Here is a 20,191-nt window from a genome sequence, read left to right as displayed (position 1 = left end):
GTGCTGTTGTTACTCGTCAGTCGGAAGACGCGGACGCAGAACTTGGCAAAGTTTGCCAGGCGTGCCGGCGGCGCAAATGCGGGTTCTCGCAGGTCAACGGCGGCCTGACAGGGCCAGCTCGTCGCGCTGGTCGCTGGTGACCAGTTCCCGGGCGGCCAACCGGAGCGCGGCCCGGAACTCGTCGTTGGACATCTCACTGCCCACATTGGTGTCGCCGACCTCGTCCTGCAGCCAGGCCGCCCACGCTTCGGCGAGCCGGTCGAACTCGGCCCGCCCGACGGTCGTCAACTCCAGGTCGTCGCCGTCGACCGTGACCAGGCCGGCCTCCGCACAGCCGCGTACGCTCGGCTCCAAGATCGCGTCGGGCAGGTCGTGGCTGCGCGCGATGGCCGAGATCCGGGCACCCCCGCGATGCTGGTCGAACAACGCCACATGGGCGACGCACCAGGCTTGTGCGGTGTCCATCGTGCTGCCCGACGCGGCCACGATCCCGGGCGCGGCGGCCGGGCCCTTGGCGAGCCAGATCCGGGAGATCGCCTTCTCCAGGATCGGTACGCGGTCGGAGCTGCGCGGGGTGGCGAACCCCTCGTCCAGGTCGCTCGCGGCCGCCCGGGCGGTGTCGCGAAGCGGGACCTCCTTGAGCAGCAAGGCGATGACGACCGCCAGGACGGCGATCGGAACCGCCCAGCGGAACACCGTCTGGAGCGAGGTCGCGTACGCGTCGACGACGACGGACTTGAACGGCTCCGGCAGCGAGTTCACACCCTCCGGAGTGGACAGCAGCTGCGGATTTACGCCGGCCGGGATCTGCGTCGCCGCCGAGTCGACCTTGTCCGACAGAGAGTTGCTGTAGATCGTGCCGAAGACGGCGACGCCGAAGGCGCTGCCGAGCGTACGCAGGAAGCTCACCCCGGAGGTGGCCACCCCGAGGTCGGCGTACGGGACGGCGCTCTGCACGACGATCGTCAGCACCTGCATGCTCAGCCCGATGCCGAGACCCAGCACGAACAGATAGAGCGAGACGACGAAGACGGACGACGTGGAGCCCATGGTCGACAGCAGGAAGAGGCCGAGGGCGGTCACGACGTTGCCGAGGATCGGGAAGATCTTGTAGCGGCCGGTGCGTCCCACGATCGTGCCGGACATGATCGACGTGATCAGCAGACCGACGACCATCGGCACCATGCGCAGCCCGGACTCGGTCGCCGATACGCCCTGCACGAACTGCATGAAGGTCGGCAGATAGGTGAGCGCGCCGAACATCGCGAAGCCGACGAGGAAGCTCAGCGCTCCGCATACGGTGAACACCGGGTTGGCGAACAATCGCATCGGCAGCATGGGCGCCTTCGCCCGGCGCTCGACGAAGACGAAGAGGACGAAGCCGACGATCGCGGCGATGCCGAGGCCGATGATGACCGGCGAGTTCCAGTCGTACTCCACGCCACCCCAGCTGGTCAGCAGGATGGCAGCGCTGGACGCGGCCGCGATCACGAAGATGCCGAGGTAGTCGATGATCGGTTTCACGCCGCGGGCGATCTTGGGCATTGTGGTGAACGAGACGATCATGACGATGATGCCGATGGGGACGTTGACGTAGAACGCCCAGCGCCAAGACAGGTGGTCGGTGAACAGCCCGCCGAGCAGCGGGCCGAAGACCGAGGACAGGCCGAAGACCGCGCCCATCGCGCCTTGGTACTTGCCCCGCTCGCGAAGCGGGATGTAGTCCGCGATCAGCGCCATCGCCGTGACCATCAGACCGCCCGCGCCGACACCTTGGACCGCCCGCCAGACGATGAGCCAGATCATCGAGTTCGCCAGGCCGCAGAGCGCCGAGGCGACGACGAAGACGACCACGCTGACCTGGAAGATGAGCCGTCGGCCGAACAGATCGCCGAGCTTGCCCACGATCGCGGTCGCCACGGTCTCGGCGAGCATGTACGCGGTGACCACCCAGGACAGGTGGGTCGCGCCGCCGAGGTCGCCGACGATGGTCGGCAACGCGGTGCTGACGATCGTCTGGTCCAGCGCCGCGAGGAGCATGCCGAGCGCGATCGTCACGAAGATCGCGTTCCGCCGTCCAGGGCTCAGCGAGGCCGCCGGGCTCTCGATGGCGTCGGCGGCATCGGCCGTGGCAGTCGTCATGCTCCGATCATGGCTGGTCGATGCCCCCGTTGTACGCAGATTGTCCGAATCCGCCGGGAGCGCGCCGGTCGCACGACCGTGGCTGCCAGCGCGGCCGTGGCTGCCAGCGCGACCGTGGCTGCCAGCGCGGCGGATCAGGGTTCTGGGTCGAATCACCGTTCAAGATTCGACCCGGAACCCTGATCCGGCCCTAGAGCAGGCGGGTCCAGCCCCACCAGTGACTTACGGCGTCCAGGGGGAGGTGACGACCCAGCTTGAGTCGTCGCCCCACAGCGAACTCGCGTCGAACGTGTTCGAACCGCCGTAGCTCGCGATGTACAGGTTGTTGTTGTAGTGGCGGATGTCGCGGTTGGAGAAGTTGTAGGACTGGAGCGAGATGCCCTGCCCGTTCACGCCGGTCGTCGGGCAGAAGGTCGCGTCGTTGGCGAACAACGCGCTGCCGTCGTTGGCGTGCAAGTACAGCTGGTAGTTCTGATGGCGCAGGTAACTGCCCGCTGTGTTCCTCGACTCGAACGAAACGCAGGCGCTGTTGGCCAGCCCGGCCCGGACGATCCAGGTCGCGTTCGCCTTGTCGGTCGACGAGCTGGACGAGGTCACCGCGGAGGTCAGCGTGGTGGCGCCGGAGTGCGAGATGTACCGCGTCGTGCAGCACGCCGTGGTGGCCCGCAGGGACACGACCGACCCGTTCGCCGGGCCGACCCGAGCCGCGGTGGCGTACCCGGCCGCATTGATGTTCGCCTGCACCGAGTTCTCCGTCGCGTCGGACGGGTATCCCGAGGTCATGACGCCTTCGTAGAAGGTTCCGGCGGCACCGATGCTGTTGTCGCCGCCGATGCCGAGGATGATCGCGCCTTCCTTCTTCATCGGGTTGTAGCCCGACACGTTGGGGCGTGCGCCGTTGTAGAAGGTGGACAGTGAGCCGGACTGGGCGTTGCCGCCGCGGATCGACCAGTGGTTCGGCTCGCCCTTGACGATCGCGGTGGTGAACCGGTAGTTGATGGTCGGGTCGTTCGAGTTGTATCCCGCGTTCACGCCGGAGAACAGGCCGTTCTCCAGGTCGGCCATGATCCACGGCCCGTTTCCGGTGCCGTAGCCCCAGACCTTGATGTTGCCGAAGTAGATGGCCTCCATGGTGCCGTTGCCGTTGTCGCGGCTATTGGTCTCGGCGTTGCCGTAGTCGAAGCAGCATCCCCCGTTGTAGTGCGTGCCGTCGAAGATGGCGTACATGCCCTCGGGCTGGTCACCCTTGGCGACGCCGTTGGTGGCGTTGTTCCGGTAGCCCGTGCCAGGCGACACGAACACCCCGTACGCCTTGTGCCCACCGACCATGATCGGGGCCATCGTCGCCGGAGCGAGGTTGTCGTAGCCGCCGGCGGCCGGTCCGCTGAACCCGCCGGGCGGGGCCTGCGTCAGGTGGTTGCCCCGGCCCGACTGGTCGTAGATCACGGAGATGACGCAGTACGTCCCGGCACAGAACGAGTCCTGCGGAGCAGAGTTGACGTACCCGCCGGCGCTGAGCAGTCCGATGTTGAGGGTGGCGTTGTCGGAGGAACGGCGTACCTGGTAGAGCGATCCGTTGTAGGAGCCGTAGAGCGCGCGGGTCGTGCTGTGCGCGGCGACGCAGGGCGTGCCGCCGGAGGCGTAGATGTCGCACGGGCCGGTGGTGGCGGCCTGCGACGTTCCACCCCCGGCGAACAGGCTCGCGACGAGCGCGGCCGTGGCGGTGAGGGCGAGGACGGCGGGACGTGGACGGCCGAATAGGGCCATGGGTGGTGACCTCCTTGCGGGGCGGTGGAGGGCGAACCGAAGCTGGTTCACCCGCGCAAGTGGTCGGTCCTGGGGACGGCGGTCCGGCCATGTGAGCGCTAACATAGCCGACCGGAAATATTCTCGCAACACTTAACTTTTTCGATCGAGCGTGCCCGCGCCGGGGCGAACAGCTACCAGAGCCAGCGGGCCTTGGCGGTCAGCTTCCGCCACCAAGGCGCGAGGCTGTAGCGCAGTCCCGCGCCGGTCACCGCGATGGCGATGATCGCGAACGCGTAGATCAGGTGCTCGTCGAGGAAGGGGTTGCTGCTGATCGGCAGCGCGGTCAGCCACATCAGGAAGAGCAGGATCGTGCCCGTCACGGCGGCGATGCGCATGCCGATGCCGAGGATCAGGGCCAGGCCGATGCCGCAGAGCCCGATCATGAACAGCCAGTCGGCCCAGGCCTTGCCGGCGATGTCGGTGAAGGTGTCGGCGAAGGTGCCCTTGAGGCCGGAGAGGTATCCCTTGGTGGGGGAGCCGCCGTTGATCCAGCTCTTCTCGCTCGGAGTCGACTTGCCGAGGCCGAAGAGCTTGTCCAGGAAGGCCCAGAAGAAGATGAATCCGATGGCGACCCGGGTCACGGCGAACATCGCCTCGCCGAAGCCGCCCGAGCCGACCTGGTCCGCCTGGTCGTTCGGCAGTCGATGCTGACTCATGGCGTCAGCGTATGTGCAACTTTCGGAGTATTTTCCGGATATCCCGGATTCTGCCCGGTCGGTGGTCCCCGCTACTAGCGTTGGCGTCGAGGGACGCGGCCAAGCGCGTCCGTCGATCAGCTACGCGGGGAGTCGGCGATGAAGTCCACGAAGAAGGCAACCCCGGCCGCTGGGCGGGGCAGGAAGATGGCGGTCGCGGGAGTCGCCGCCACCGGATTGGCGGCCGGGGCGGCGTACCTCGCCTATCGTCGTCGCCGCAACGGCAACGACGGCATGCTCGATGAGGAGACGATGCTCGGTCTCGCCTCCGCGCCGCCGGACACGATCTCGCTGGACAACACGATGTCGCCGGACAGCATGACGTCGAACGCGATGCCGCTGGACGCCAGGATGCGGGGAGCCGGGGGCGTCGAGCTGAACGCTCCCGAACCGATGACCGGGTCCGTCGCCGAGCTGGCGCACGGCGTTAACGATCCGCAGTGACATGTCGATCGACGGAATGTCCGGGCTGACCGGGCGGGGCTTCGACGATCTCGTCAACCGGTTCTTCGGCGGTGATCCGTTCGCGGCCCGGCCCGTGCAACGGGTGGATCTGTCGCGGCTGCTCTCCGATCAGGCCCGGGAGCTGGTCGAACTGGCCGCCACTCAGGCCGGGCACTGGGGCTCGCACGAGATGGACGTGACGGATCTGCTCTGGGCGGCGACCCAGCAGGATCCCACGCGGCGACTGCTGAGCACCGCCGGCGCCGATCCGGATCAGCTCGCCGAGCAGATGGCCCAGGCGCACGAGCACGGCCCGTCGGGCGGACCGGCGTCGCAGCTGACGCCGGCGGCGAAGCGGGCGCTGCTCGACGCGCATACTCAGTCCCGGCAGGCCGGCTCTTCCTACATCGGGCCGGAGCACATTCTGCTCGGCATCGCGGCCAACCCGGACACCGTCGCCGGCCAGGCTCTGCGTACGCTCGTCAGCCCGGCCGCGCCGGGGCGGACGCCCGGGGCCAAGCCACCGAGCACCACACCGACGCTGGACGAGTACGGGCAGGATCTGACCAGCCGCGCCGAAGCCGGCGAACTCGATCCCGTCGTCGGGCGGGAAGCCGAGATCCAGGACACCGTCGAGATCCTCTCCCGCCGTACCAAGAACAATCCGGTGCTGATCGGCGATCCCGGCGTGGGCAAGACCGCGATCGTCGAGGGCATCGCGCAGCGCATCGTCAACGGCGACGTCCCGGAGACGCTGTCCGGCAAGCGGGTCATCGTCTTGGACCTCGCGAGCATGGTGGCGGGCAGCAAGTACCGGGGCGACTTCGAGGAACGCCTCAAGAAGGTCATCGACGAGGTACGCGCGGCCGAGGGCGACGTGATCCTGTTCCTCGACGAGTTGCACACCGTCGTCGGGGCGGGCGCCGGCGGCGAAGGCGCGATGGACGCGGGCAACATGCTCAAGCCGGCGCTGGCCCGAGGCGAGCTGCACGTCGTCGGCGCGACGACGCTGGAGGAGTATCGGAAGTACATCGAGAAGGACTCGGCGCTGGAACGCCGTTTCCAGCCGGTGCTGGTCCCGGAGCCCAGCGTCGACGACACGATCGCGATCCTGCGCGGACTGCGGGACCGTTACGAGGCCCATCACCAGGTACGCATCCTCGACGCGGCGTTGACCGCAGCCGCCGATCTGTCCAATCGCTACATCACCAACCGGTTCCTGCCGGACAAGGCGATCGACATCATCGACCAGGCCGGAGCCCGCGTACGCCTGAAGGCGAAGATGCCGAAGGCGGACACCCGGGACGCCGAGGAGCAGGTGGCGAAGCTGCAACGGGAGAAGGACGCCGCCGTTCGCAACGAGGAGTACGCCAAGGCGGATCAGCTGAAGGCGGCCATCGCCGACGCCGAGGAACACGTCGCCCGGCTCAAGGGGCAGACCGGCGAGGTGCCCGAGGTCGGTGTGCCGGACATCGCCGATGTCGTCGCCCGGCGTACCGGAATCCCGGTGGCTCAGCTGACCGAGGCGGAACGGGACCGGCTGCTCAAACTGGAGGAGCACCTGCATCAGCGGGTCATCGGCCAGGACGAGGCGGTCACGGCCGTCGCCGAGGCGGTACGCCGAGCCCGCGCCGGACTCGGTGATCCGAAGCGACCGGACGGGTCGTTCTTGTTCCTGGGCCCGACCGGGGTCGGCAAGACCGAGCTGGCCCGTACGCTCGCCGAAGCGCTCTTCGGTGACGAGGACGGCATGGTCCGTTTCGACATGAGCGAGTTCCAGGAGAAGCACACGGTCAGCCGACTCGTCGGCGCGCCACCCGGCTACGTCGGCTACGACGACGCGGGGCAACTGACCGAGGCGGTCCGCCGCCGCCCGTACAGCGTGCTGCTGTTCGACGAGATCGAGAAGGCTCACCCGGACGTCTTCAACATCTTGTTGCAGCTGCTGGACGACGGTCGGCTGACCGACGGCCAAGGGCGTACCGTCGACTTCAGCAACACGGTCGTGGTGATGACCAGCAACATCGGCGCGGACCGGATTCTGGCCGCGCAGACCGCGGGCAAGAACCTGGACGCGCTACGGGACGAGCTGATGGAGCTGCTGGGGCAGCGGTTCCGGCCGGAGTTCCTGAACCGGATCGACGACGTCATCATCTTCAGCGGCCTGACCCAGACCGAGCTCCGGCAGATCACCGGGCTGCTACTGGACAGCACGAAACGCCGCCTGAAGTCGCAGGACATCACGCTGGAGGTCACGCCCGAGGCGGTCGACTGGCTGGCCGAGCGCGGGCACCAACCCGAGTACGGCGCGCGCCCGCTGCGCCGGGCGTTGCAACGGGAACTGGACGGGCCGCTGTCGAAGATGGTCCTCGGCGGTCAGGTCAAAGAGGGCGACACGGTCACGGTCGCGGTCGCCGACGGCAAGCTCGACTTCCAGGTCACGGCGTCGGAGCGGACCGAGCAACCCGCACCGGCATGAGCCCACTGGCGAGCACGCCGAACAGCAGAGATGCCCCGTGATGGTCCTGCCCTGCCAGCAGGACCAGGCCGGCCAGCGGCACCAGGACCGCCAGAATCCGGGTGCCGCGGCCGGTTTTCTCCAGTACGCCGTTGACCACCGTGACCAGTACGACCCCGATCGCGAGGGCGATCCACCCGAAGAGCTGCGAACCGGCTAGCGCCACTGCGTACAGCGAAGCGAAGAGCCCGGCGTTGGACGGCAACGCGCCCCGGCCGAGGAGCACCGCCGTGGCGAGCCCGCCGACGAGACCGCAGACCGCCACTGAGTTGCCGCCGCCGGGTGGCTCCCAGGCGTACCCGAGCGCCTGTCCGAGCAGACCCGCGCCGAGATAGAGCACCGACCAGCGCCAACGCCCGAGGTGAACCTCGACGAGGTAGCCGAAGACGGCAAGGGTGAGCAGATTGAACACAAGCTGGGCCCAGCCGTCGGACTGGACGAACAGCGAGCTGAACAGATGCCACCAACCGTCGGCGGAAAAGCCGGCCGGATCGCGGCCGAGCTTCCGCATCACGTCGGCATCGGCGGCGGCCCACAGGTTGACGGCGGCAGTGACGACCAGAACCGTCCCGGTCAGCCAAGGGATCTTCTTCACGGCAGAGATCATGCCCGAGCCGAGATCAGCCTCGCGACCGCCCGCTCGGCCGCGGCGCGTACTCGGGGAACCGGGTCGTCTCTCAGCTCGGCCACCGCCGGTCCCGCCTCGGCCACCAGGTGCCGCGCCACGACCTTCGCCGCCATTTCGCGTACGCGCCAAGCCTCGTCGCCGAACGCATCGACGACGGCGCTCGTCGCGCTGTCGTCCCACGACCAGAGCAGGGCCCGCATCGCCCAGACCCGGAACCAGTACGTGTCGAGATGTTCCTTGCCGTCGAAGTACTTGTCCGCGCCGCGTCCGGCGACCGACCGGAGCAGCCGCAGATCGGTCTCGCCCCGGAGCAACGCGAGACAGTCGGCGAGCACGGCCGCCTTGCCCCGGCGACGGCACTCCGACTCGACGAGCTCGCGCGGCGTCAGATCCACGCCGCCGACTATGCCAGACGGGTCCGACAAGCCCGGGTCACGAGCAGTCCGCTGAACGCCGTCGGCTCGCTCTCGCTCCACAGGTGGTCGCCGCCGGGCTGGAGGTGCAGCTCCGCACCGCCGATTCCGGCCGCCGCGCGCCGGGCCGCCAGCCGGAGCGCCACCATCGCGTCCGCGGAGTGTCCACACACGATAGTGGTACGCACGCCGCCCGCATCGGTCTCGTCATCAAGAGCATCGGCGATCCCGGCGACCGCCGAGTCGAGCCGGAACGGCCCGGGAGCGTCGCCGAACCCGGGCAGGTCCGGCGTCACGACGTCGAACTTCTCTGCGAGCAGCGGCCGGTGGGCCGCCCAGCTCTGCCCAGTACGCGCCACCCCGTGCAGCAGCAGCAACCGCGGTTTCATCAGCTGCCCCTCAGACGCTCGCCGCCGCAGCGGACCGGTTGCCGCGCGCCACGAGCCGGAGCGCCTGCGCGATCGAGACCGCCTCCAAGGCTGACATCACCGGCATCAGCACTTCGAAGGCGTACGAGTCGGGGCGGAACGTGAACGTGCCCGTGGTGGGCAGAATCCGCCCGACGAGGCCCTGCGGCCCATAGAACTCGAATTTGCGGTCGGACCAGAGGCTGATCTGCCGCACCGCCAGCCGCCCACCCGACGCCAGGGTCAGCTCGGCTCCGTTGAACGGCCGCCAAGCGCCCGGCACCAGCTCGATCACGCGCCGGCCGTCGAGCGTACGCACGGGGAACCGCCGCCGGAAGAACCCCTCGGGCCGGCATTCGGCGACGATCGAGCCGGTCGCGTCGGTGATCTCGAAGCGCTGCGTCCAGGTGTGCCAGACGACTCCGGCGACGGGGCGGCCGTCGGGCAGCAGGACCGGCGTACTGGCGGCGAGGAACTCCTTGTCGGGAAGGTAGAGCGTCCCCGTGAACGGGGCGAACAACGTCATATCCACGAAGGTAACCATCCCCGGCAACCCTGTCCCGGCCCGCCTTGCATACGCCACTGACCTGCGGATATCTTCGTCGGACCCACTGCTCACCCCTCGGAGCTACAGACGTGCAGGAAACGGCCGCCATGCTGGCGCAGTCCGTCGTCATGTTCGGCGGGTTCGCCGCGTGCATTCTGGCCTGGATCTTCTACATCCCGCGCCATTGGGCAGGGAGTACGCGCAGATCCGATCTGAGGGCCACGCCCAGCTACTACCCGCGGTGGCTGGCCCGGGCACTCCGCCGCAGCAACCCGGTCGTCTTCGCGGCCGTCACCTTGCTGACCGGTGCGGGCTCGGCAGACGTCGTCGGCTGGGCGCTGGGCGAACAAGACGCGCTGCGCCGCCCCCTCGCAGCGGTCTGCCTGGTGGCGTTGGCCGCCTTCCCACTGATCGGGCTCATCGTGGCGGTCAACCGCCCGAAGTTCCTCGTCGCGCCGCATCTGCGGGAGGAGAGCGGAGCGCTGTGGCTGTTGCTGCCTAGTGGGGGAGGGCGGCGAGGCGGTCGGCGAGGAACGAGCGTTCGGTCTCGTTCTCGGTGAGCATGAGCGCCTCGGTGAACGCGAGCCGCGCCTCGACCGTCCGGCCGAGGCGTTCCAGGAACTCCGCCCGGGCTACCGCGAGGTAGGCGTACCGGGCGAGCTGGGGTTCGGCGCTCAACTCGTCGACGGCGAGCAGCCCGGCGAGCGGGCCGTGGGCGAAGCCGACGGCGACCGCCCGGTTCAGGGCCACGACCGGGGAGGGCCAGGTCGCCAGCAGATGGTCGTAGAGGCCGACGAGTTCCGCCCAATCGGTCGCCTCCCAGCTCGGGGCCTCGCTGTGGACCGCTGCGATGGCGGCCATCAAGGCGTATCGGCTCGGTGGGCGGCTACGCAGCGCCTCGCGTACCAGATGAGTTCCTTCGATGATGGCGTGCCGGTCCCAGAGTGAGCGGTCCTGGTCGGCCAGGAGGATCTGGCGGCCGGAGTCGTCGGTGCGCCCGCCGCTGCGCGCGTCGGTGAGCAGGATGAGGGCGAGCAGCGCGGCGACGCCCGCGTCTCGTGGCAGCAGTTCGCGCAGCATGCGGGCCAGGTCGAGGGAGCGCTGGACGAGGTCGGCGCGCATGAGGCCGGTGCCGGACGGCGCGGTGTGGCCGGTCGTGTAGAGGAGGTGGACGACGGTCAGCACCGCCTCGACGCGGGTGGGCAGATCGGCCGCGGACGGTACGCGGTAAGGGATGCGCGCGGTGGCGATCTTCTTCTTGGCCCGGGTGATGCGGGCGGCCATGGTCGCCTCGCTGACGAGGAACGCCCGCGCGACCTCGGCGGTGGTGAGCCCGCAGAGCAGCCGCAACGTCAGCGCGACCTGGGCCTCGACCGCGAGCCCGGGGTGACAGCAGGTGAAGATCAGCCGCAGCCGGTCGTCGGGGATGTCGGGAGCGTCCAGCGCGCTCTCCGGGCCGGGCAGCGTGGGATCGTCGAGGAGCAACGGGAGATGACGGCGCGCCGTCTGATCCCGGCGCAGCAGGTCGAGTGCGCGATTGCGGGCGGCCGTCGTGAGCCAAGCGCCCGTACGCGCCGGGATGCCCGACGCAGGCCAGGCCGACAAAGCGCCGGCGTACGCGTCCTGGACGCACTCCTCGGCGAGATCCAGGTCGCGGGTGACGCGCACCGTCGCGGCGAGCACGAAGGCCCATTCGCGACGGTGCGCCTCGGCGACGGCGGCCGCGACCTCGGCCGGAGCCGGCAGACGGATCGCGGTCACGAACTCCGGCCCTACTCGAATTCCATGATCGGGCGCACCTCGACGCCGCCGTTGGGCGCGGGGCAGTCCTTGGCGATGGCGATCGCCTCGTCGAGGTCGGCCGCCTGGACGAGGTAGTACCCGCCCAGCGCTTCCTTGACCTCGGCGAACGGCCCGTCGGTGATGGTCCCGTCGGATCGGATGCTCGTGGCGGTCTTCGTGGACTGCAGCGCCTCGCCGCCGAGGATCGCCGGTCCGTGCTTGGCCGAGAAGGCGTTGTGCGCGGCCATCAAGGCGTCGAAGTCGGCCTGGGTGGCGCTCTCGTCGGCCTGCTCGTCGCCGTGGATCAGAATGAGGTACCTGGCCATGGTCGTGGCCCTTCCACTCGGTGACCCGCCGAATCGGGTCGTTCGAAACTCCGACGCGCTCGGCTCGCCGGAATCGACACTACGCCCGAACTTTTTCCGGCGGAGTTCGCCGCCTTGATTTCCGCGAGGGTGCGCCGGTGTTTTCCGCGAGGGTGCGCCGGTGTTTCCGCCAGGGTGCGCCGGTGTTTTCCGCGAGGGTGCGCCGGTGTTTTCCGCCAGATCATGGATATCCATGCGATCTTGGGCCAAGATCACAGGTATAACCGTGATCTGGCGGGAACCCGAACCCGGGCTGGGAACCCGAACCCGGGCTGGGAACCCGAACCCGGGCTGGGAACCCGAACCCGGGCTCAACGGAACCCAGCCGGGGCCAACCTGGCGGAAAGGGTGAAATGTCGTATTTGCGGCGACTGCTGGAACCCTCGCTATCGTTGGGCGGACGTTGATATCGTTTCTCATCCGCCGCTCCGCGAGCCTGCCACCAGGGGGGTGTGCCCATGCCCCATAAGTCTTCGATGCAGGCCTGGAGCGTCTTCCTGGCGGGCGGGCTGCTCGCCGCGGCGTTGTACGCCTTCGTCCCGAACGAGATCGTCAGCGGGCTTGCGTTCAGCGCGGTCGGCATCGGAGCCGGGACCGCGATAATCACCGGCATCCGCCGCCACCGGCCCCAGCCGGCCTGGCCGTGGCGGCTGCTGTCGGCCGCCTGCTTCCTGTTCCTGGCGGGGGCGCTGCTGCGTACGATGCTCGACCAGCACTCCGGTCTCGGCGGGGTGCTGCCCGACTGCTTCACCATCCCCGGTTACCTGTGCATGTTCCTGGCGCTCGGCGGCTTCCTGCGGGCCCGGGTGGGCGACAAGCGGCACGCGGTCATCGACGGGCTGCTCATCGGGGTCGGCGTGACCATCGTGTTCACCATGTTCTTCGCCGTCCCCGCGGCCTCGATCGCCGGGCGGGAGGCGGCCGTCTCGGCCCTCGCCGGGGTGTATCCGCTGCTGGACGGCGTACTGGTGTTGCTGGTCGCCAATCTGGCCTTCGCGACCCGGCGCGGTCCTGCCTTCACGATGCTGCTGGGTTGCATGGCGCTGCTGCTGACCGGCGACGTCGCGTACGCCATCATCGGCAACGAAGGTGAGTTGGTCGGCTCGCCGCTGCTGGACCTGCCGTTCCTGCTGGGCTTCACGCTGATCGGAGCCTCCGGGCTGCATCCCTCGATGGCCGACATCGGGCGGCAGGCCAGCCTGCCGATCCAGGCCTGGTCGGCGCGCCGGCTGTTCCTCATCGCGCCCGCGCTCGCCGTCCCGTTCGTCCTCGGTGTCCTGATCGAGAAGCCGACCCCGTTCGACCGGGTGCTGCTGGCCGTCGGCGGGGCCGCGATCGTCGCGCTGCTGCTGGCCCGGGCCGTCTCGGCCGTGCGGGGGTACGCCGCCGCGCAGCACCGCTACGAGCACCAGGCGACCCACGACTCCCTGACCGGGCTGGCCAACCGGTCGCTGTGGTTCACCGAGGTCCGGGAGATGCTGGCCCAGCCGGTCGACGGCGAGGAGGTCTGGGTCTACTTCCTCGATCTGGACGGCTTCAAGTACGTCAACGACTCCCGCGGTCACATGGCCGGTGACCAGGTCATCGCCGAGGTGGCCGGGCGCCTGCGCGGCTGTGCCCCGGACGCGGCGATGATCGCCCGGGTCGGCGGGGACGAGTTCGTGGTGGCGTACCGGGCGACCCGGGAGGGCGCGCTGGCGCTGGCCGAGGTGATCCTGCAGACGATGCGGCAGACCTTGCGGATGCCGGGGGCGGACGTCGTCGTGAGCGTCTCGATCGGCATCTCCAGCTCGACCCGCTCCGCCGCGACCAAGGCCGGGCACACCCGCGACGGCGAAGTCACTGCGGAGGACTTGCTGCGCGACGCCGACACCGCGATGTATCAGGCGAAGGCGAACGGGCGCGACGGCTGGGTCATCTTCGACCCGGTCATGCGCGATCGCGTACGCGAACGCATCGACATCGACCTTGCGCTGCGCGAGGCGATGGCGTTGGGGCAGCTGCACCTGGCCTTCCAGCCGGTGGCGCACATGCCCAGCGGCCGGATCGTCGGCGCGGAGGCGTTGCTCCGCTGGACGCATCCGGATCGGGGCCTGATCGGCCCGGCGACCTTCATCCCGGTCGCCGAGGAGTCCGGGTTGATCATCGACATCGGGCGCTGGGTGATGCACGAGGCGCTGTACCAGCTGGCCCAATGGCGGGCCGACGGCGTGGTGGCCGAGCGGTTCTGGCTCTCGATCAACGTGTCGCCCCGGCAGTTGCGCGATACGCGGCTGCCCGGCGAGCTGGCCTCGGCGCTGCGCGAATACGGCCTGCCCCCGTCGGCGGTGGCGATCGAGCTGACCGAATCGGTCATGATCGAGTCGTCCGGCACCGTCGACCAGACCCTGCGGGAGCTGCGCGAACTGGGCGTGAGTCTGGTGGTGGACGACTTCGGCACCGGCTTCTCCGCGCTCGGCTACCTGCGGAACTACCCGGTCACCGGGGTGAAGATCGACAAGTCGTTCGTGGTCGGGCTCGGGCACAATCCGGAGGACGAGGCGATCGTCCGCGCGGTCGCGGCGATGAGCGAAGCGTTGCAGCTCAGCGTGGTCGCCGAGGGTGTGCAGGACGAAACCCAGCGGGAGCTGCTGTCCCGGATCGGCGTCACCTACGGGCAGGGGTGGCTCTGGGGCCACGCGGTCAGCGCCGGGGACTTCGCGCGCCGCTGGTCGGTGACGCCGCCGCTCAAACTTCAGGCGGGCGCGTCGAGGCTGAACGCCCAGTAGGTCTGCACGTCGATCTCCTCGGTCACCATGGCCGGGGTGAGGTCCTTGAGCGTACGCGAGATGGCGCCGGCCAGCCCGAGCGAGATGTTGACGCCGCAGATGTCCAGGGCGGCGATTCCGCCGTTGGCCTGGATCGGCCGCCACATCTGACTGATGACCGCCTCGAAGATGCCGCTGTGCCGGTAGTCCGGGTGGATCGCGAAGAACCCCAGGTACCAGATCTGCTTGTTGGCGAACTGGTCCGGCCATCGCGCGGCGAAGTACTCGGGGGACAGCCAGCTCAGCGCTTCCAGCGCGTTCGTGAACGTCGCCAGCGCGACGACCTCGTCGAGATCCGGATCGATCGCATAGTGCTTTTCGATCCTTTTGTCCATCATGACGGCCTCGAACTCGTGCCGATAGAGGACATTCCGCTCGACCGTCGCCGCCCGGAGCTCGTCGAACGCGGCCGAGTACGCCGCCCAGGCCTGATCGAGCCGCGGTTGCCCCAGCTCCTCTGCCATCTCGTAACGCATCGTCACCTCCACCGCTTCTGTGCTCCAACTTAACCGTTCCCTGACTTCACCGGGGTACCGCTCCCAAACCGGAGCAGACTGGTGAGTATGAACGCCGCCAGCTGGGTCGGCCTGTTCTGTGTGGCTGCGTCCTGCGGCCAGTTCCTGGTGCCGTCGCGCGTCTACACCCAGCCCACCGACTTCGTGCTCGGCCTGCCCGTCGTCCCCGTCGTGCTCCTTGGGTTCTCGGCGGTCCTGCTCACGACCGGTGTCATCCTCCTTGGCGAGGGGATCTGCAAGCGTCTCGGTGCTCCGTCACTGTGGACGGCGGCTGTCGCCGATCCGGCCCGCTTCGTCCGCGTCCTGCTCGGCGGGGCGGCGGCGGGCCTGGTCATGGAGGTCGTGGCGCAATGGCTCGGCCGGTTGTGGATCTATCCTTTCTGGACGGTCTGGCTCTACGCGCTCATCGTGGTGCCTGGCTTCGCGTTCTACTGGATGTCCATTGTGGAGAGCTATCTCGCGGTCAAGGCCGTCCTCGACCGGCTGGCGCGACCGTCACGCTCCGTGGCCCCGGCCCGGCCTGGAGGGCTGTTGCTCATCGGGGTCGCCGCGCTCACCACGGCGCTGCTGCTCTACCTCAACTGGTACGCACAAGGCTACGTTCTGGCCGTTCAGCACCCGACGGTCCACGCACCCCCGTTCTGGTACGCCCTAATCGCGTTCCTGGGCGTGTGGGTGACCGTGGAAGCGCTGCTGACCCGGTGGGGCCGGCCGTCGCTGCTCGGTGCGATGCGCCGCCGTTACTGGACTCCGCTCGCCGCGATGGTCGGTGCGTCCGCGGTCGTCGGTGTGCTGATGGAGGTGCAGAACGCCGTGCACCGGTTCTGGGCGTACCAGAACTGGCCCGGCGGTTGGGTGGCGGGCGTCCCCGTGGCGGTCCCGACGGCCTGGCCGCTCCAGTACGCCACCTTCCTCGTCGTGCCGCTGCTCCTGGCCCCCGAACTCGCCGTCCTCTTCTTCACCCACCCGGCCTCGGCGGCGACTACGCGGTGAGGCGGGCGGCGATGCCGTCCAGCACGACCTCCAGTCCGCCGTCGAAGGTGTCGGCCGGCCCGAGGTCGGCGAAGGCGCGCGCCAACGTGGGGTACGCCCCACCGCTGACCGCTGTGGCCAGGTACCGCTCGACGTCAGGACTGTCGGGAGCGCCCGCCTCCTGAGCGAGCGCGCCGGTGGCGTACGCGATGAACGCGGTGCACGCCGCGGCCGCGGTCGCCGGGTCGGGGGCCCGGTCGTAGAGCGCCGACCAGACCCGTTCGACCAGGCGCAGGCCGTTGGGGCCGTACGGCGAGCGCGAGCCGAGCAGCGTGATCACCCACGGATGACCCCCGGCGACGGCCCGCAGTTCCTGCGCGATCTTGCGTAGCGACGACCGCCACGGTGTCTTCGGGCCAGGCAGCTCGATCAGCCCGTACGCCCAGTCGGCCATCAGGTCTAGCAGGTCGTCCTTGGTGGCCAGATATGTGTACAACCGCATCGGCAGGACTTCCAGGTCCGCGGCCACCCGTCGCAGGGTCACCGCGTCCAGCCCGTCCCGGTCGGCGAGCGCCACGGCGGTCGCGACGATCCGGTCGCGGTCGAGCCGGACGCTGCGGCGACGGTCGGCGACCGGACGCTCCCATATCAAGGCCATGCGATACAGTGTATCGTGGCGATACGGTGTATCGTTTACTGGACGGAGGTTGACGTGGCATTCCGGGGGTTGAACTACGACGTCGGAGCGGAGATGATCGCCGGACGGCTGTCCCGGCCCGAATTCGACGAGACGACGGCGCGGGCCGAGCTGGCGGCGATCGCGGGTGAGCTGCACTGCGACGCGGTACGCATCTCCGGCGAGGACCCCGCGCGCCTGGCATCGGCCACCCGGATCGCCCATGAGCTGGGTCTGGCCGTGTACTTTTCGCCGGTGCGGGGCAACCTGCGCGAGGCCGACGCGTTGGCGTACGTGGCTGAGACAGCCGCGCTGGCCGAAGAGTTGCGGTCCGGTGGTGAGGTCGTCTTCGTGGTCGGCTTGGAAGCCACGTTGTTCCAGCACGGCTTCTTCCCCGGTGACACCACCCTCGATCGGATCCGGCTCGCCGCTCGACCCTGGCGGATGTTCCTGGGCATGCTGCGGACCGGTGATCCGCAGAAGCGGCTCAACGCGTACCTGGCGAAGGCGGTCGCTCTGACTCGGGAGCGGTTCGGCGGATCGGTCACGTACGCGAGCGGCTCTTGGGAACGCGTCGACTGGACGCCGTTCGACGTCGTCGGCGTCAACCTCTATCGCAGTGCGAAGAACCGGGCGAAGTATCGGGAGCTGCTCCGGGACTACCAGCGACACGGCAAGCCGGTGGTGCTGACCGAGTTCGGCTGCTGCACCTATCGCGGGGCGGCCGATCGGGGCGGTCTCGGCTGGACGGCGATCGACCGGTCCACGACCCCGGCCCGGCTCGCCGACGGGATCGTGCGGGACGAGACCGAACAGGCGGACGAGCTGACCGAGCTGCTGGCGATCTACCGCGACGAGCCCGTCGACGGAGCCTTCGTCTTCACCTGGGCCAGCTACCTGTACGCCTGGGACGACCGCCCGGAGCACAACCTAGACACCGCCGGATACGGCGTCGTCGCCGTGCGCCCCGACGGCACGTGGCGGCCGAAGGAGGCGTACGCCGTGCTCGCGTCAGCGCGCGTCTAACTTCGCGATCAACGTTTTCGGTGCGACCACCCGAAACGCATCCTCGGCGATCTCCGCGAGCTCGTCCCAGGCGATCTCGCCGTCGAGGCGTACGCCGACCCAGCCGCGGTGGCCCACGTAGGGCGGCCGGAAATAGCGCTCCGGGTCGATGGCGATCAGCTCCTGCTGCGCGCCGAGCGGGGCGGCCGCCCACAGGTGCGGGAAGTCGTCGTCGTGGTGCCCGTCCGGCCACAACGTCGCGATCGACTTCTTGTCCCGGACGAACCACGTCGGAGCACCATGGCTGGGGCGTTCGGTGACCTCCGGGAACGCCATGAACAACGCGCGTACGCGGTCGACCAGGTCCATTCGCACAGGATAGTCGGCGTCCATATCCGACGGTCGATTCCTGGTACCGTGAGGCCGTGTCGTTTGCGCAAGAGCACGCCGTCGTCATCGGAGCGGGGGTGGCGGGGCTCGCCGCCGCACAGTCGCTCGCCGGCCGGTTCGGCCGGGTCACCCTGATCGAACGGGACACCCTGCCCGACGAACCACGGGCGCGCCGTGGCGTACCACAGGGAAATCACGGACATGTGCTGCTCGCGGCCGGACAGGAAGCGCTCAGCGGGCTGTTCCCGGGCTTCGCCGACGCGCTCGTCGCGGCGGGCGCGGTGCCCTTCGACCCGGGCCTGGACCTGCGCGTGCACCGTTTCGGCGAGCTGTGGCCCCGCGTCGACAGCGGGTTGCGGCTGGTGTCGTTCAGCCGTCCGCTCCTGGAGCACACGCTGCGCGATCGGCTGCGGCCCAACGTCGAGGTCCGGACCGGGGTGGCGGTCTCCGGTCTGATCGGTTCGGGCAAAGTCCAAGGTGTACGCCTGGACAACGGCGACGAACTGGCGGCGTCGTTGGTGGCCGACTGCTCGGGCCGCGGCTCCCGATCCGATCGCTGGCTCGCTGAGCTGGGCTTTCCCAGCCCCGAGACGGCGGAGGTGAAGGTCGGCGTCGGGTACGCCACCCGCGTGTATCCGCGAAAGCCGGACGACGTGGCCGACGGCGCGGCCGTCTTCGCCTTCCCGACACCCCCGTACGCCTACCTCACCGGGCTCCTGCTGCCGATCGAGGGGGACCGGTGGCTCGTCATGGCCGGAGCCTGGCATGGTGCGTACCCGCGCGACGAGGCGGGCTTCCTCGAGCACCTGAAAGCATTGCCGCATCCGGCCTTCGCCGACCTGGTGGGCCGCGCCGAACCGCTGTCGGAGGTGTACGTCCACACCTTCCCGGCCAGCCGCCGTCGGTACTTCGAGAAGCTCGACCGCCACCCGGCCGGCTATGTCACCCTCGGCGAGGCCTTGTGCAGCTTCAACCCGATCTACGGCCAGGGCATGACCTGTGCCGCGTTGGAAGCGGTCGAACTCGGTGCCGCGCTGGACAAGGCGACGACGGTGTCGGCCGACCTCGCCACGGAGTACTACCGTCGCGCGGCCGGCATCCTCGCGGTCCCGTGGCGGTTCGCCGCGGGCGGAGACTTCGCCTTCCCCGAGACGACCGGCCCGAAGCCGCCGCTCATCGACCTGCTGAACGGCTACTCCAAGCGGATGCTGCGCGCCGCCATGCGCGACTCTGAGATCCGGCTCACGTTCAACCGCGTACAACATCTGGTGCTGCCGCCGAGTGCGCTGTTCAAGCCGCGCATCGTGTGGAAGGTCCTGCGTTCTCGGCCTTGACCGGGTCAGCGCCGACGGCCCGCACGCGCCTATCGTGTGCGCGTGGACAGTCGCGTTGTTCGGTGGAGTGCGTCGGCGGGCTTGCTCGCACAGCTGCTTTTCGTGGTGAGCTGGCTGGTCGCCGCGCTGTGGCAGGGGCCGGGCTACGACGCGCTCGCCCACACCATCAGCGACATGTACGCCGTTACCGCACCGCACGGGGTGATCCTCGTGGTCGTGCTGACCTTGTGCGGGCTGGCCACCGTCCTGTTCGGACTTCTGGCGGTACGCCCGGCGCTGGCCGCCGCCCAGGGTTGGGGCACCGTCACGGCCGTACTTCTGACGCTGTCCATCTTCGGGCTCGGCGACCTGCTCTCGCCGTTCGAACGGGAGGCGTGCCGATTGGCCGATCCGGGCTGCACCAGTGCGGATCAGGTGGCCAACTCGGGCGGCGCGCTCGACTCGATCCTCAGCACGGCCGGCATCTTCGTCTTCCTCGCGACCCTGTTCGTCGCGGCGTCGGCGATGCGGCGTACGCCGGGCTGGGAGCACCTGGCCCGGCCGAGCCGGCTGACCGGAGTCGGCTTCGTCCTGCTGCTGATCGGATTGGTCGTGGCGAACGAGTCCGCCGTCGGCGGTCTCTTGGAGCGCCTGCTCGCCGCGACCGGGGCGGGATGGATCGCGGTAGTGGCCTGGCAAATCCTCCGCACACGGCGAGGCGCCGCCCACCGTGAGGAACCTGCGGCGGACGGCGCCTGAACAC

General features: G+C 69.2%; 20 protein-coding genes. 8 read left to right on the top strand and 12 right to left on the bottom strand.

Annotated elements, in window-relative coordinates; genetic code table 11:
• Positions 1-93: 93 nt before the first annotated feature.
• From HOV77_RS02995 to HOV77_RS02985, 3 genes are all read right to left on the bottom strand, one after another.
• Positions 94-2,142, bottom strand: coding sequence for an MDR family MFS transporter (locus HOV77_RS02995; protein ID WP_290857197.1), 2,049 nt, complete (start codon positions 2,140-2,142; stop codon positions 94-96).
• 222 nt (positions 2,143-2,364) lie between these two features.
• Positions 2,365-3,909: an alpha-L-arabinofuranosidase B gene (locus HOV77_RS02990; RefSeq protein WP_290857195.1), complete on the bottom strand. Its 1,545-nt coding sequence runs from the start codon at positions 3,907-3,909 to the stop codon at positions 2,365-2,367.
• 173 nt (positions 3,910-4,082) lie between these two features.
• A complete protein-coding gene (locus HOV77_RS02985; RefSeq protein ID WP_290857192.1) occupies positions 4,083-4,607 on the bottom strand; it encodes a DoxX family membrane protein in 525 nt (174 codons plus the stop codon).
• 138 nt (positions 4,608-4,745) lie between these two features.
• Here HOV77_RS02985 and HOV77_RS02980 point away from each other — a divergent pair, with 138 nt between their 5' ends.
• The gene (locus HOV77_RS02980; protein WP_290857190.1) at positions 4,746-5,090 is read left to right on the top strand and encodes a hypothetical protein; all 345 of its coding nucleotides are present in this window, start codon (positions 4,746-4,748) and stop codon (positions 5,088-5,090) included.
• Between the two features lies 1 nt (position 5,091).
• A complete protein-coding gene (locus HOV77_RS02975; RefSeq protein WP_290857188.1) occupies positions 5,092-7,569 on the top strand; it encodes an ATP-dependent Clp protease ATP-binding subunit in 2,478 nt (825 codons plus the stop codon).
• On the opposite strand, the gene HOV77_RS02970 is transcribed toward HOV77_RS02975, so the two are convergent.
• Genes HOV77_RS02970 through HOV77_RS02955 form a run of 4 tightly spaced genes read right to left on the bottom strand, consistent with a single transcriptional unit; the run spans position 7,529 to position 9,582 of the window.
• Entirely contained in the window at positions 7,529-8,203 is a 675-nt protein-coding gene (locus HOV77_RS02970; RefSeq protein WP_290857186.1) for a rhomboid family intramembrane serine protease, read from the bottom strand. The genes HOV77_RS02975 and HOV77_RS02970 overlap by 41 nt on opposite strands.
• Positions 8,204-8,211: 8 nt before the next feature.
• Positions 8,212-8,631, bottom strand: coding sequence for a HEAT repeat domain-containing protein (locus HOV77_RS02965; RefSeq protein WP_290857184.1), 420 nt, complete (start codon positions 8,629-8,631; stop codon positions 8,212-8,214).
• A gap of 8 nt (positions 8,632-8,639) precedes the next feature.
• On the bottom strand, positions 8,640-9,038 hold the full coding sequence (locus tag HOV77_RS02960) for an alpha/beta fold hydrolase (protein ID WP_290857181.1): 399 nt from the start codon (positions 9,036-9,038) through the stop codon (positions 8,640-8,642).
• 10 nt (positions 9,039-9,048) lie between these two features.
• Positions 9,049-9,582 carry a hypothetical protein gene (locus tag HOV77_RS02955; RefSeq protein WP_290857179.1) on the bottom strand — a complete coding sequence of 178 codons (534 nt, stop codon included), beginning with the start codon at positions 9,580-9,582 and terminating at the stop codon, positions 9,049-9,051.
• A 110-nt stretch (positions 9,583-9,692) separates the two neighbouring features.
• Between HOV77_RS02955 and HOV77_RS02950 the strand changes: the two genes are divergently transcribed.
• Positions 9,693-10,163, top strand: coding sequence for a hypothetical protein (locus HOV77_RS02950; protein ID WP_290857177.1), 471 nt, complete (start codon positions 9,693-9,695; stop codon positions 10,161-10,163).
• Here the strand turns inward: HOV77_RS02950 and HOV77_RS02945 are convergent.
• Both HOV77_RS02945 and HOV77_RS02940 read right to left on the bottom strand, forming a co-directional pair.
• Positions 10,102-11,286 carry a sigma-70 family RNA polymerase sigma factor gene (locus HOV77_RS02945; RefSeq protein WP_290857266.1) on the bottom strand — a complete coding sequence of 395 codons (1,185 nt, stop codon included), beginning with the start codon at positions 11,284-11,286 and terminating at the stop codon, positions 10,102-10,104. The two genes, HOV77_RS02950 and HOV77_RS02945, sit on opposite strands and share 62 nt — an antisense overlap.
• Before the next feature lie 89 nt (positions 11,287-11,375).
• On the bottom strand, positions 11,376-11,711 hold the full coding sequence (locus tag HOV77_RS02940) for a YciI family protein (RefSeq protein WP_290857174.1): 336 nt from the start codon (positions 11,709-11,711) through the stop codon (positions 11,376-11,378).
• Positions 11,712-12,208: 497 nt separating this feature from the next.
• Here HOV77_RS02940 and HOV77_RS02935 point away from each other — a divergent pair, with 497 nt between their 5' ends.
• Positions 12,209-14,518 (top strand): EAL domain-containing protein, encoded by a 2,310-nt coding sequence (locus HOV77_RS02935; RefSeq protein WP_290857172.1) that lies wholly within the window; start codon positions 12,209-12,211, stop codon positions 14,516-14,518.
• On the opposite strand, the gene HOV77_RS02930 is transcribed toward HOV77_RS02935, so the two are convergent.
• The gene (locus HOV77_RS02930) at positions 14,485-15,039 is read right to left on the bottom strand and encodes a hypothetical protein (protein WP_290857170.1); all 555 of its coding nucleotides are present in this window, start codon (positions 15,037-15,039) and stop codon (positions 14,485-14,487) included. The two genes, HOV77_RS02935 and HOV77_RS02930, sit on opposite strands and share 34 nt — an antisense overlap.
• An 81-nt stretch (positions 15,040-15,120) precedes the next feature.
• Here HOV77_RS02930 and HOV77_RS02925 point away from each other — a divergent pair, with 81 nt between their 5' ends.
• Entirely contained in the window at positions 15,121-16,065 is a 945-nt protein-coding gene (locus HOV77_RS02925; RefSeq protein ID WP_290857168.1) for a hypothetical protein, read from the top strand.
• Here HOV77_RS02925 and HOV77_RS02920 read toward each other — a convergent pair.
• The gene (locus HOV77_RS02920) at positions 16,055-16,702 is read right to left on the bottom strand and encodes a TetR/AcrR family transcriptional regulator C-terminal domain-containing protein (RefSeq protein ID WP_290857166.1); all 648 of its coding nucleotides are present in this window, start codon (positions 16,700-16,702) and stop codon (positions 16,055-16,057) included. The two genes, HOV77_RS02925 and HOV77_RS02920, sit on opposite strands and share 11 nt — an antisense overlap.
• Positions 16,703-16,756: 54 nt before the next feature.
• On the opposite strand from HOV77_RS02920, the gene HOV77_RS02915 reads away from it, so the two are divergent.
• On the top strand, positions 16,757-17,746 hold the full coding sequence (locus HOV77_RS02915) for a hypothetical protein (protein ID WP_290857164.1): 990 nt from the start codon (positions 16,757-16,759) through the stop codon (positions 17,744-17,746).
• Here the strand turns inward: HOV77_RS02915 and HOV77_RS02910 are convergent.
• Positions 17,732-18,094 carry an MmcQ/YjbR family DNA-binding protein gene (locus tag HOV77_RS02910; protein WP_290857162.1) on the bottom strand — a complete coding sequence of 121 codons (363 nt, stop codon included), beginning with the start codon at positions 18,092-18,094 and terminating at the stop codon, positions 17,732-17,734. The two genes, HOV77_RS02915 and HOV77_RS02910, sit on opposite strands and share 15 nt — an antisense overlap.
• A 56-nt stretch (positions 18,095-18,150) precedes the next feature.
• Between HOV77_RS02910 and HOV77_RS02905 the strand changes: the two genes are divergently transcribed.
• Together HOV77_RS02905 and HOV77_RS02900 are read left to right on the top strand one after the other, a co-directional pair.
• Complete coding sequence (locus HOV77_RS02905; protein ID WP_290857160.1) at positions 18,151-19,449, top strand: hypothetical protein; 1,299 nt, start codon at positions 18,151-18,153, stop codon at positions 19,447-19,449.
• A 42-nt stretch (positions 19,450-19,491) separates the two neighbouring features.
• Entirely contained in the window at positions 19,492-20,187 is a 696-nt protein-coding gene (locus tag HOV77_RS02900) for a DUF998 domain-containing protein (RefSeq protein WP_290857158.1), read from the top strand.
• The last annotated feature ends 4 nt before the right edge of the window (positions 20,188-20,191 follow it).

This window comes from Hamadaea sp., assembly GCF_013362815.1.
Taxonomy (GTDB): domain Bacteria; phylum Actinomycetota; class Actinomycetes; order Mycobacteriales; family Micromonosporaceae; genus Hamadaea.
The sequence above is the reverse complement of the archived record's forward strand: the minus strand, read 5'-3'. Positions and strand labels throughout refer to the sequence as shown.

Excerpts from the sequence above, each read along its gene's own strand:
- HOV77_RS02995 (WP_290857197.1), bottom strand. The coding sequence starts at position 2,142 with ATGACGACTGCCACGGCCGATGCCGCCGACGCCATCGAGAGCCCGGCG.
- HOV77_RS02990 (WP_290857195.1), bottom strand. The coding sequence starts at position 3,909 with ATGGCCCTATTCGGCCGTCCACGTCCCGCCGTCCTCGCCCTCACCGCC.
- HOV77_RS02985 (WP_290857192.1), bottom strand. The coding sequence starts at position 4,607 with ATGAGTCAGCATCGACTGCCGAACGACCAGGCGGACCAGGTCGGCTCG.
- HOV77_RS02980 (WP_290857190.1), top strand. The coding sequence starts at position 4,746 with ATGAAGTCCACGAAGAAGGCAACCCCGGCCGCTGGGCGGGGCAGGAAG.
- HOV77_RS02975 (WP_290857188.1), top strand. The coding sequence starts at position 5,092 with ATGTCGATCGACGGAATGTCCGGGCTGACCGGGCGGGGCTTCGACGAT.
- HOV77_RS02960 (WP_290857181.1), bottom strand. The coding sequence starts at position 9,038 with ATGAAACCGCGGTTGCTGCTGCTGCACGGGGTGGCGCGTACTGGGCAG.
- HOV77_RS02955 (WP_290857179.1), bottom strand. The coding sequence starts at position 9,582 with ATGACGTTGTTCGCCCCGTTCACGGGGACGCTCTACCTTCCCGACAAG.
- HOV77_RS02940 (WP_290857174.1), bottom strand. The coding sequence starts at position 11,711 with ATGGCCAGGTACCTCATTCTGATCCACGGCGACGAGCAGGCCGACGAG.
- HOV77_RS02935 (WP_290857172.1), top strand. The coding sequence starts at position 12,209 with ATGCCCCATAAGTCTTCGATGCAGGCCTGGAGCGTCTTCCTGGCGGGC.
- HOV77_RS02925 (WP_290857168.1), top strand. The coding sequence starts at position 15,121 with ATGAACGCCGCCAGCTGGGTCGGCCTGTTCTGTGTGGCTGCGTCCTGC.
- HOV77_RS02920 (WP_290857166.1), bottom strand. The coding sequence starts at position 16,702 with ATGGCCTTGATATGGGAGCGTCCGGTCGCCGACCGTCGCCGCAGCGTC.
- HOV77_RS02910 (WP_290857162.1), bottom strand. The coding sequence starts at position 18,094 with ATGGACCTGGTCGACCGCGTACGCGCGTTGTTCATGGCGTTCCCGGAG.